Origin of the sequence: Bartonella sp. AD24XZML (genome assembly GCF_042196485.1) — a bacterium.
Classification (GTDB): domain Bacteria; phylum Pseudomonadota; class Alphaproteobacteria; order Rhizobiales; family Rhizobiaceae; genus Bartonella.
This window is the reverse complement of sequence record NZ_JBHIQH010000011.1, coordinates 1-10606: the sequence shown is the minus strand read 5'-3', so window position 1 is coordinate 10606 and position 10606 is coordinate 1. Positions and strand designations below refer to the sequence as shown.

Below are 10606 nucleotides of genomic sequence, written 5' to 3'. Positions count from 1 at the left end.
ATGGAGATGTTCAATATTTGCTTCTACATATGCGTCTGCAATCTCTTCAGAGATATCTTCACAATTATTCTCAGAAGGATTTATACGAAAGATTTGGATTGCATCATCTACCTCAGCAACAATGCTTAGAATTTGGCTTGCATCAAGTGGTCCAGACTCTGCAATATGTTGATCTTTATCGTAGGCAACTAATAAAATTTCATTGGAATTTATAAGAATTGGCTTATCCATAATTTCCCCTCCCTAACACCTCTTAGCGATTGTTTGTGCGTGGTTTATGGATACCAATGTAGCGATTTTAAAAATTTTTTTAAAAGTAATAAACTAAAGGCTTGCTTGAAGAGAAGTATAAAAATATTAATTCATATTCTGGCTGGTTTAATCCAGTCGATAGGTGCACACCATTCTAATTCTACATCTACGATATCAGCATATTTTCCATTTATACTGGATAAAACCCATTTCCCTTTTTCTTTCCCGAGACGTAATACTTTGATGTAAACTTTTCCACATTTAGTTTTTATGATAGCGCGGTTGTTAATAAGATCCTCTGGTGGCAAATGATAGGAATAAAAAAGAAGGCTTCCTTCTTCAATGGCTGGAAACATAGAATCACCTACCACGCGAACAGCAACAGTTCCTTTAGGAGCAGATGGCGGGGCTTCTACTTCTTCTAGACAACCAGAATCTATTGCGATTATTTCTCCTCCGACTCCTACAGATCCAATCAAAGGAACTAAGTGATTAGGAGGAATAGAAGCACCGGTAAGCTTTGATATTTCTAATAATTCTCGAGCAGAAATATCTCTTGTTTCTTTTAGCATTTTATTGACGGCAGCACGATCTATCGAGCGACCTAAAGAAGCGGTTAGCTGTCTTGAAAGCTCTGATTGGCTTAATCCAGCTTCAGATAAGGCATTTTGCAACCATTGTGAGATACTTATTGTCATATCTTTATTGTAGGTACGTTGTATACAATCGTCATTTTCTAATTTAGCAACATGTGGTTTCATTATTAATTTTCTTTCTTAACATTGTTTTTATAATCGCTACATAATGTACTATGAAACAATCTTCGGAAATAATAAATCTGTTAGGTGGGGTTCGTAGGGTAGTATCTCAGCTGCTTGGGGTTCATAGAACACGCGTGTATGCCTGGTTCCGTCCTATATCAAAAGGTGGAACTGGTGGAAGAATTCCAACAAAACATATCCCAATTCTTTTGAATGAAGCTAAAAGAATTGGAGCACCGATTAAGACAGAAGACTTTTTCTCATTTTTTTATAGGACGCAATCATGTGATTCTAAATTATCTTACAATCTGCTTTTATTACTGCTTCTACAGATAGTAATGAACATCAACAGCATCATTCACATTCTTAAACAGGCATTAAATAAAGAGACAAAATTAATAGATTACGCGTCACCATGCGCACGCATAAATACGTAGTGCCTTAAGGGGGGATTATGATCACTAACGCACCAACTATTTTATGTCTTGATCTAGGGACCAAGACAGGCTGGGCGATATGTGGTGCAGATACTAGTATCACTAGTGGTACCGTTAATTTTCAATCACGCCGTTTTGAAGGCGGTGGCATGCGTTATTTACGCTTTAAACGGTGGCTTACTGAACTAAAAAGGTCCGTTGATGAAATTGACGCGGTGTATTTTGAAGAGGTGCGCCGGCATGTGGGTACAGACGCTTCTCATATTTACGGAGGCTTTCTTACTAGCAACCTTAACAGCGTGGTGTGAACATCATCAGATACCATATGAAGGCATTCCTGTTGGCACAATTAAGAAGGCAACAACAGGAAAAGGTAACGCCTCAAAAAAAATGATTAAGGCGGTGTGTGCAAAAGGACATACGCCTAAAGACGACAACGAAGCAGATGCTTTAGCAATTTTATATTTAATGAAAGAAGGGGGGTATACATGTCCAATAAATTACCGTGGACGGAGGCTATTTGCAGATAAATGGATTCTTGATCTTGCTTGTTTATCTCCCTTTGAGTGCAAAGTTTACATAAAGTTACGCTTGCAAATGCTTTATACTGGAAAACCACTTTTAATAATATGAAGGTCCGGGCTGATTACACTGGCTGTTCAGTAAAAATGTTTATGAAAGCGTTAGAAGTTTTAATAAGCACAGGCCATATCAAACGTTTAGACGATGGGTGTTTATGGAGTTTAAAAGTTGAAGAAGAACTCAATAACTCTAATGAGAGTTTAGAGAAGGTATCGAAGACGTCACGGTCAAAGACGTTATCAGAGAGAGCAAAGAAAGCAGCGTAGGCAAGATGGGATAAACATACAAATGATGCTTGTGGTATGCTTAACGATGCTAAAGCAATGCTTAATGATGCCCATATATAACATAAACAATAACAGTTATAATAAAAAACTAATACTATCGTATTAGCAAAAAAGAAATTTGTTCTGAAAATTTAGAAACAAACGAACAGGTTCATGAGTCAATAGAGATTTATGCTTGCGGAAGCCAACCAGAGCAAATCACAACGGATGTAGAAAACCAACCTCCCAATCACAAGCAAAAGAACGTTCCCCAAAAAGCGAAGCGGACTAAATCAAAAGATGATTTTCGCTTACCTGAGGATTTTGAACCTAATTTGCAATACGCAATCGATAAAGGCTTAACCCATGATGAGGCGCTGTTAGAGTTCGAACGGTTCACAAATTACTGGATAGCAAATCCAAATAAAAATGCAAACAAACGGGATTGGTAAAGGACTTGGTACAATTGGGTCACAAGCCCTATCGGAATGCTAGAAAAGAAAAAAGCAAGATTAGAACGGGAAAAACGGTTAGGTGGTCATTATGGAAAATTCACTCATAAAACTTTTACAGAACAGTTTGCAGAGGGCTTCAACGAACTCAGAGATCATCTCTCATCTGGAGAAGATTATGGAAATGATCAGTCCTGGGCATCCATTGACGCTGAAAGCTGGGAATACATTGACGAAACAGGAGGAGGCGCAAACCTTAGATGCTTGAATCATCTACAAGCGTTGCTTTCTGTGAAAGCTTCAGTTAATCAAATTGAGCAAACTTCTTTCCTACTCTCAAGCATGAGAGTCCCTGCGAATACAGACGCCAAAGCCGTCGTTTTATCCTATGGCATGATGCTGAACCGCATTTCGTCATATGCTATGAAAAAGGGCGTCGAAAATATCGTAACGGGTCAAGCAATTGGGATATCAAAAACATTTATGCCAACTTGTGGAGAGCTTTTAACTTATTACCAGACAGTAGAAAACACCCTTCTTTCAAAAGCCGAAAGTGTACGCAAGGCTGTTTTGAACACCCGTGAAAAAAGGCTGAAAGAAAAGGTAATGAGAGAGAATTCAAAACCACTCACGTTGGTTGAAAAGCAAAAGCTTGAAGAAATTTAAATGGTCTTGGGGAACAGTGAAATACATTGCAGGTTAGTAAACTAGTGAAAAGCGCTGATCATTTTGGGATTAGATATGTGTTTAAACCGACAAAAAGGCACCGTACAAAGAGATTTGAAGTTTTTTTACTACAATTAAAAACACAAAACGCTCTGTACGGTCTGATTTGAGGTAAATAGACCAATTGGTAAAATTATGGACTAAAAACATGAGAATATTAAAAGACCTGTTCTTAAAAAAGCGTAAACAACCAATGCAAAAAGAGTTTGTTGCAACAGCTGTTGGTTATGTTCCTTGGGGGGACGGAGCAGAGGTTTTTTAGGAATTAAAAAAAATCCCTACTTTATTCAAAGTATTTTGACATTTGCATCTGTTTCTTTGGTAATAGTCACAGCGGTTTTTGCAATTTTATACAATTCTCATATTCCTTTTGAGTTGCAGAACAATCCAAAATACAAATGCGGAAATACAACAGGTTGGGTGAAACTAACACGTGATTTACAACAGTATATGCACAGACTTTTAAAGCTAATAAGTTTAGCGCTTGTCGTTTTAATTTTCCCAAATAGTTATAAGGAAATTGTTTCTTTGCCTATTATTTCTAAGTACGTGGAGTATAAGCTTTCTTTTCCATTGGATACTGTACTTTGGTACTCAGATATTGCTCTTTGGTATTCTTTTTTAGTTTGTGTATTGTTTCTTATGTTACGTACACGCAATTTAATAAACATATCTATTTACACACTACAGTGCTCAGTTAAAAAGCCATAGTAAAATTCCGATTTTATAAAACTGTTCAGATTACGTTGTCTCTTCTCAACGTTCATAGATGCAATCAACAAGAGCATAAAAAACTATCGTGGGTTGCTTGATTTTAAAGAACATGACCTCTAGGTGTGAAGAAAGATGGACTAAGTATTTTTAAAGATGCCCTACTTGCTCTAGAGGTGAAATATGTGGGATTGGGCTGTTATGCCGAGCTTGCCACAAATCATACTTTTGTTGCAATTTAAGCCAGAATTCCGCATCATTTAAACCCGCTTTTTCTAACCGTAAAGCTAAATTAATGCTAATCGCTGCATGACAGTTTAAGACGNTTACTGTTAATCCTAATTCATCAAGCAATTCTTCTTTCAAAATGCCGCCAGGGTGTGGAGGATTGTACATCATAATAACACCTCAAAACTCAATGGTAATCTTGATAATCAACCAGTTCAACGTCTGTCCCAATGAAACGAAAGGTAACACGCCAATTTGCATTGACACGCATTGACCAGTAACCTTTTAAATCGCCCGTAAGCGCATGTAGACGATACGATTTAAGAGTAACTTGTTCAGGCGCGGATATTGTATCTAAAATTACTAAAATGTTTGCTAATTTTTTAGCATGCGCGGGTTGTATGCCTTTGCAGACTCCTCGTTCAAAGAATAATTTCAATCCTTTATGCTTAAAACTAACGATTGCCATATATACCCTCTTGAGACTTGATACTATACACCATGCATTTATGTCAATTGATTATTTATCAAAGGGCGCCTTAAAACATAATTTTATATGTTAAAAAACAATATTATCATTTTGAAATAATTGCAAAAATAATAAAATTATGCTAAGATTTTTTACATATGTAAAATACAAATTTAAGGTAACTAAAACATGCTAAACAAAGTGACATTAATCGGACGCCTTGGTGCTAACCCAGAAAGCAAAACCATGACTTCTGGAGCTGAAATAGTCAATTTTAGTATAGCGACTTCTGAGAGCTATACAGATAAAAAAAACAATCAAAAAGTAGAGAAAACAGAATGGCATTCAGTTGTGATTTTTAATCCACATTTAGCAAAAATTGCACTTCAATATCTCAACAAAGGTTCAAAAGTTTACGTAGAAGGAAAATTACAAACACGTAAATGGCAAGATAAAAATGGGTATGACCGTTACACAACAGAGATTGTTTTACCGCAATTCAAAGGCGAGTTGTATTTGCTTAATGCAAAGAAAGATCAATCGGCATCCCCTACCCCTTCACCCATTACTTCTCAAAATTATGCTATCGCTTCAGGTGCTCAAGATTATAGAACAGCTCTTAACGATAGCGTCCCATTCTGATTGAAAAAATATGGCTAAAAGAAAAAAACATGCAAAACGTGGTCGTCCTCGGATTAAAGGATGCATAAGAGAACCAAATGGACGCATCTCACGAGCAAAAACACCGCATGAACCCATGGATAAATTGGCAATTGAAATGCGTGCCAAGCGATTTGGCTTAACCATAGAAGAGGCTAAAAATCCACTTTCCAGTACCTATATCGGGCGGCTTTATTTGCAAGGCGAAATCAATTAAGACCAATATGATGCTGCGCAAAAATATCTTGAAGTGAAAAACAATTACCTATGTGCAAAAGGATTGCCTAATGCAATTTATGATAACTTTACTCCTTCATCAAATGAGGAGGCACAAAAACGGTGGATTGCAAGAGCAACTCATTGTTATGAAGTGACGAAAGAGGCTATCAAAAAAGCACAACACCTCTATAGACAGTATAATCTTTATGCTGCATTACAATATCTTGTTATAGAAGATCAATCGCTAACACATCTTGTTAGTTCTTTGCGTATAGTTCTTAATGCGCTTCATAAGCACTTTAGCCGTTAAAAAAGAATTGACATCAGATGAAAAATCATTAAAATGTGTATATATTTACACATTATGAGTTTAGGGAAACAAAACAGCCGAAAGATAATTGCAAAATTAAAGCGTGATGGCTTTGAACTTGTCAAAATAAAAGGTTCGCACCATAAATTTAAAAAAAATGGTAAGATTGTTATTGTTCCACATCCTAAGAAAAATCTTCCAATTGGTACAGCGCGTTCTATTGCACTACAAGCAGGATGGTTAAAAAAAGGAGAAGAAAAATGAAAAGATTTTTTGCTCTTGTTCATAAAGATGAGGACTCTGCTTTTGGTGTTCTATTTCCTGATTTTGCAGGTCTATTCTCTGCTGCTGATGAAGAAGAAAATCTTATCATAAATGCAACCGAAGCACTTCAACTTTATTGTGAAGATATAGATATAGTGCCTATCCCTTCAAAATTTGAAGAAGTCATACAACGGGAATCTGTCAAAAAAGCTTTGTCAGAAGGAGCTTTTTTAATACAAGTCCCCTTTATTGAAAATGATGCAGAAGTAGTACGTACGAACATATCTATTGAAAGAGGGCTCTTACGTGCAATTGATGATTGTGCACAAGAAAGAGGCTTAACGAGATCTGCTTTTTTGGCAACAGCAGCGCGTCACGAGCTTAATATTTAGCTCATCAATCTGGAAAAATTTCTCACTCTCGATTTTTTTGCAAAAGCGTGTAATTGCATATGATCCGCAAACTATTAATGAAAATCAAAAGGCGGCAGGCAAACAAAACGCTATAGTTAAGAGGGATATAACTATCATTGATACTATATACATGGCATCTAATATTTCTGAACCTGTCATTGCCTTTCCCTCCTATAATAATTTCACAATAATTTATAAAATCTAAAATGTTTTAGAAAATTCTATATATTCTATTTTAAAATAAAAAAATACAAGATCATGATTTTTTTGTTGACATCGTGTAAAAAATCGTATTTAATGATGGCGCTGCATTAGTTGTATTGTGTCTAAAATTCAAAAATATACCCAAAAATTCAGCAAAATGTGAACTTGAAGCGTAGCTAGAAAGCCCTGTTTTCTTGCTAATTCTGGCTAATTAATTTTTCACAAAATAAAAATCAATATTTGACTAATTATGTCATTAATTATGACTCAAAAGGAGCAATGATGAAAGCAATCATCACCAAGCCAATGTGTGTTGTTGGCGATAATAAAAGCACTGTTCGTTTTGAAACTTCAACTCCCAATAATCCATTTGTGGAGATTTCCAATCAAGTCTACGCACGTCTCAAGCGTGCAAATGCTGCTAAACCTTTTGTTGATGTTCAAATAAAAATAAAACCCGACAAGACAATTGAACACATTAAGCAGATAGAACAAGAAGCCGTACAAACATCAACTGAATCAGCAGCCGAGGAAATTCCACTCGAACAACCCAAAACACCTAAAGCTTCCAAGCCATCAACATCTACCCCAAAAAAGGCTTAGAAGTTGAAATTAATTATCCACCAAAAATGGTATCTTCAACAGGCAAAAGATACCTTCACAAGCCTTCAAGCCCCTCGCCTTAATTAGGCTCTGCGTAATGCTGTAAACACCTCTGCAAAACAAGTTGAACGCTTTACTGAAAAGCAAGTTGCAGATGTTACATCTGCCCAATCAAAGCGTATCAAAAAAGGCGTTTATATTAAAGGAAAGGCTACAGCAAAGCTTCTCGAGACAGATATCATTGGTTCTGGAACACCGATACCTCTTAAATTTTTTCAAGCAGAAGAAACAAAACGCGGCGTAACTTACACACTGTTTGGAAAGAAAGAAATCTTACCCCATGCTTTTATCAAAGGTGGGTGCTTTCCAAAGTGTGTTGAATTAAAAAAGCTGAATGGTAATGTTTTTCAAAGAGCGGATGGAGATCAATTCCCTATTGCAAAACAAGAAGGACCCTCAATTGCTGGAATGATGTCCAAACCAGAGATTGCAAGTGCTATTGCACAATATGCCAATGAAAGATTAACTGAAAACATACAGAGACAACTTAAACGTCAAGAATATGCTGCCAACAAGAAAGGCTAGATCATGTTCTCAAGCTTTATTTATATCTTACATATCCTTATGAGTTTAAGCATTACATATTCTTATTGCAATTTAAAAAAAGATCATCATTTATGCTTTGTTTTTTCATAAAAAAAGTCAATAAAATCAATTCAAAAGGTACTCCCAGCGGGTTGGCTTCGTTGCGGGGCAGGACAGCGCAAACTATCGCTAGCGACAGAATTTTCAAATTGATTGTACATTGTACACTTAACTTATTGATAAATAACAATTTCAATATGTACACTGTACAGTATGTGAAACGTTTTCTTAGCAAAAAGTAATTTTTATTACTTGACAATTCTACAGTAATAGGTATCTTCGAATCAGGTGCCTAGAAAACACCTGAAAACAACTAGCGGATTAGTTGCCGAAATAACTGATCTTCCGCAAACTAAAAGCTTTGACTCATTGTATGCTACACGCATATAATAATATTGTCGGGTGTGGTTATGCTATACAATACCCTTTATGGGAAAGGCGTAACGACGGGCTAGTTGCCGTGTTTTCTAGCGCCCGGCATCCTCTTCGGATGTCAATAGAAAACCTTAACAACTAGGAGTTCATTATGAACACTCTTATTAAAATTACAGAACAAACAATTGATCAAGAAACAGTTCAAGCAGTAAATGCACGTGAGTTGCATATGTTTTTGAAGGTCACATCTCGTTTTAACGATTGGATCATTAATCGTATTAAAGAATACGGCTTCCTAGAAAATAAGGACTTTATAAGTTTCGCTAAAATTTTAGCGAAACCCAATGCCTCCCAAGAAAATCAAGGTGTTATGAGTTTCGGTAAAAATTTACCAAAATCTAAAGGCGGTCGTCCAAGTACAGAATATCACATCACTTTAGACATGGCGAAAGAGCTCTCAATGGTGGAACGTAACGAGAAAGGACGTCAAGCACGCCGTTATTTTATTGAGTGCGAGAAGAAACTGAGAAACCAAGCTGTTGATTGTGACCGTGATACACGATTTGATTTCCCAAAAGATTGGGATCAAATGTCTCCAACTAAAAAGGCTGTTTACATTTATGGACCTCTCCATATGCATCTTGTTAAAGCCTTTACGTTGGTAGAAGAAAGCAAATATTATAAAGCTTTAATCAAAGAAGCAAAACAAGTCTTAGAAAGATCTGTCGTGAAAGCTGCTTAGCTTAAGACACATCTCCCCTCCCCGTTCTCAAAATGGGGAGGTGGTTAAGAAGGCAATAAAATTAAGGTGCGCTATACCAAGTTGATCTTCCACCACCATGACGTATCAAAAGACCTTTTTCAACTAATGATGTAAAAGTTACTTTAAGTGTATTAGGGCTTGCACCAACCTCACGCACCATATCGCGGGTTGTAACACGTCCGTGATTACGCACATAATCAAGAATATTAAGAGCCAATTCAGATAAGGAAAAAAGAGCATTTTTTTCACTCTCTATTTTTATTTCTAATTGGCGTTTTTGTTTTTGTAGAGCACGTAAAAAAAAGAGTATCCAAGGTTCCCAATTGGGTGTTTTTGTATAAATTGTTTTTTGAGTCTGATTTAAAGCTAAGTAATAGCTTTCTTTATTATTCTCAATAATGCTTTCAAGTGATGAATATGGTGCATAAACATAACCTTTTTGTAACAAAAGCAGGGTAGTTAAGATACGGCTTAAACGTCCATTTCCATCTTGAAAAGGATGAATAGCTAAAAATGTAACATTAAAAATACCAATTGTAAGTAAAGGATGAAGATCCTTTAATTCATTGGTTTTATTGAACCAAGTAATAAGCTCTTGCATTCGGTATGGTGTATCAAATGGTGTAGCTGTTTCAAAAACAATGCCAACCATTTTCCCTTGAGAATTAAATGCTGCTACATCATTACGTGAGGTCTTATATTCACCTCGATGTCGTTGATCTTTATCACTATAATACAAAAGATCACGATGAAGTTGTTTAATATAATTTTCTGTAATGGGAATATCACTCCAAGATTGAAAGATTGTTTCCATAACCTTGGCATAACCGATAACTTCTTGTTCATCACGACTCTTGAAACGTTTAATTTCTAAGTTTACCAAAAGCTGTTCGATTTCGCGGTCTGTTAACTTACTCCCTTCAATGCGTGTGGAGGATCCAATACTTTCAACAGTAGCAATATGACGAAGAGCGTTCAATCGCTCAGGTGCAAGAGTACCAAGGGCGCGCCATGCCCCTTTGAACTCATCAATCTCAGTAATGAGAGCCAACAATTCTTGTGTAATTTGGAGTGTATCTGTTTTCATACCGGAATATATACCCGATTATACCCGATTGTCAATCATTCGTAACACCGTAAACTCTTACTTCTTATGGCAGAGAAAAAGCAAGGAGCAACTATGAATAAGAAAACGCGTAAGGGAATATCGCTTCGTGCGTTTGCCAAAAAGATGGGTGTTTCTCCTAATGCGGTGGCTTCTCGTTT

12 protein-coding genes and 3 pseudogenes are annotated in these 10606 nt (G+C 36.4%); 10 read left to right on the top strand and 5 right to left on the bottom strand.

Annotated elements, in window-relative coordinates:
• Both ACFIMX_RS01240 and ACFIMX_RS01235 read right to left on the bottom strand, forming a co-directional pair.
• Positions 1–231: pseudogene (locus tag ACFIMX_RS01240) on the bottom strand (hypothetical protein); the annotation flags it as partial.
• Positions 232–362: 131 nt separating this feature from the next.
• A complete protein-coding gene (locus ACFIMX_RS01235) occupies positions 363–1013 on the bottom strand; it encodes a helix-turn-helix transcriptional regulator (RefSeq protein WP_375618720.1) in 651 nt (216 codons plus the stop codon).
• 454 nt (positions 1014–1467) lie between these two features.
• Between ACFIMX_RS01235 and ACFIMX_RS01230 the strand changes: the two are divergent.
• From ACFIMX_RS01230 to ACFIMX_RS01220, 3 genes and pseudogenes are all read left to right on the top strand, one after another.
• Positions 1468–1933: pseudogene (locus ACFIMX_RS01230) on the top strand (crossover junction endodeoxyribonuclease RuvC); the annotation flags it as partial.
• Positions 1934–2786: 853 nt separating this feature from the next.
• Positions 2787–3416: a hypothetical protein gene (locus tag ACFIMX_RS01225; RefSeq protein WP_375640140.1), complete on the top strand. Its 630-nt coding sequence runs from the start codon at positions 2787–2789 to the stop codon at positions 3414–3416.
• 294 nt (positions 3417–3710) lie between these two features.
• On the top strand, positions 3711–4187 hold the full coding sequence (locus ACFIMX_RS01220) for a hypothetical protein (protein WP_375618723.1): 477 nt from the start codon (positions 3711–3713) through the stop codon (positions 4185–4187).
• A gap of 150 nt (positions 4188–4337) precedes the next feature.
• On the opposite strand, the gene ACFIMX_RS01215 is transcribed toward ACFIMX_RS01220, so the two are convergent.
• Positions 4338–4586, bottom strand: coding sequence for a HigA family addiction module antitoxin (locus tag ACFIMX_RS01215; protein ID WP_375693917.1), 249 nt, complete (start codon positions 4584–4586; stop codon positions 4338–4340).
• A 16-nt stretch (positions 4587–4602) separates the two neighbouring features.
• Complete coding sequence (locus ACFIMX_RS01210) at positions 4603–4884, bottom strand: type II toxin-antitoxin system RelE/ParE family toxin (RefSeq protein ID WP_004856694.1); 282 nt, start codon at positions 4882–4884, stop codon at positions 4603–4605.
• A 189-nt stretch (positions 4885–5073) separates the two neighbouring features.
• Here ACFIMX_RS01210 and ssb point away from each other — a divergent pair, with 189 nt between their 5' ends.
• From ssb to ACFIMX_RS01175, 7 genes and pseudogenes are all read left to right on the top strand, one after another.
• The gene (ssb, locus tag ACFIMX_RS01205; protein ID WP_375640136.1) at positions 5074–5526 is read left to right on the top strand and encodes a single-stranded DNA-binding protein; all 453 of its coding nucleotides are present in this window, start codon (positions 5074–5076) and stop codon (positions 5524–5526) included.
• Positions 5527–5536: 10 nt separating this feature from the next.
• A pseudogene (locus ACFIMX_RS01200) lies at positions 5537–6073 on the top strand (hypothetical protein).
• 33 nt (positions 6074–6106) lie between these two features.
• The gene (locus tag ACFIMX_RS01195; RefSeq protein WP_375618726.1) at positions 6107–6337 is read left to right on the top strand and encodes a type II toxin-antitoxin system HicA family toxin; all 231 of its coding nucleotides are present in this window, start codon (positions 6107–6109) and stop codon (positions 6335–6337) included.
• Complete coding sequence (locus ACFIMX_RS01190; RefSeq protein ID WP_375640135.1) at positions 6334–6729, top strand: type II toxin-antitoxin system HicB family antitoxin; 396 nt, start codon at positions 6334–6336, stop codon at positions 6727–6729. Before ACFIMX_RS01195 ends, ACFIMX_RS01190 begins: the two co-directional genes overlap by 4 nt.
• A 507-nt stretch (positions 6730–7236) precedes the next feature.
• Complete coding sequence (locus ACFIMX_RS01185) at positions 7237–7557, top strand: hypothetical protein (RefSeq protein ID WP_375640142.1); 321 nt, start codon at positions 7237–7239, stop codon at positions 7555–7557.
• 90 nt (positions 7558–7647) lie between these two features.
• On the top strand, positions 7648–8142 hold the full coding sequence (locus tag ACFIMX_RS01180) for a hypothetical protein (RefSeq protein ID WP_375640141.1): 495 nt from the start codon (positions 7648–7650) through the stop codon (positions 8140–8142).
• A 586-nt stretch (positions 8143–8728) separates the two neighbouring features.
• A complete protein-coding gene (locus ACFIMX_RS01175; RefSeq protein WP_375618730.1) occupies positions 8729–9319 on the top strand; it encodes an antA/AntB antirepressor family protein in 591 nt (196 codons plus the stop codon).
• Between the two features lie 61 nt (positions 9320–9380).
• Here ACFIMX_RS01175 and ACFIMX_RS01170 read toward each other — a convergent pair whose 3' ends face one another.
• Positions 9381–10427: a Fic family protein gene (locus ACFIMX_RS01170; protein ID WP_375693916.1), complete on the bottom strand. Its 1047-nt coding sequence runs from the start codon at positions 10425–10427 to the stop codon at positions 9381–9383.
• Positions 10428–10606 lie beyond the last annotated feature (179 nt).

Coding starts and splice junctions, on each gene's coding strand:
- ssb (WP_375640136.1), top strand. CDS start 5,074: ATGCTAAACAAAGTGACATTAATCGGACGCCTTGGTGCTAACCCAGAA.
- ACFIMX_RS01195 (WP_375618726.1), top strand. CDS start 6,107: ATGTGTATATATTTACACATTATGAGTTTAGGGAAACAAAACAGCCGA.
- ACFIMX_RS01210 (WP_004856694.1), bottom strand. CDS start 4,884: ATGGCAATCGTTAGTTTTAAGCATAAAGGATTGAAATTATTCTTTGAA.
- ACFIMX_RS01190 (WP_375640135.1), top strand. CDS start 6,334: ATGAAAAGATTTTTTGCTCTTGTTCATAAAGATGAGGACTCTGCTTTT.
- ACFIMX_RS01185 (WP_375640142.1), top strand. CDS start 7,237: ATGAAAGCAATCATCACCAAGCCAATGTGTGTTGTTGGCGATAATAAA.
- ACFIMX_RS01170 (WP_375693916.1), bottom strand. CDS start 10,427: ATGAAAACAGATACACTCCAAATTACACAAGAATTGTTGGCTCTCATT.
- ACFIMX_RS01175 (WP_375618730.1), top strand. CDS start 8,729: ATGAACACTCTTATTAAAATTACAGAACAAACAATTGATCAAGAAACA.
- ACFIMX_RS01225 (WP_375640140.1), top strand. CDS start 2,787: ATGCTAGAAAAGAAAAAAGCAAGATTAGAACGGGAAAAACGGTTAGGT.
- ACFIMX_RS01235 (WP_375618720.1), bottom strand. CDS start 1,013: ATGAAACCACATGTTGCTAAATTAGAAAATGACGATTGTATACAACGT.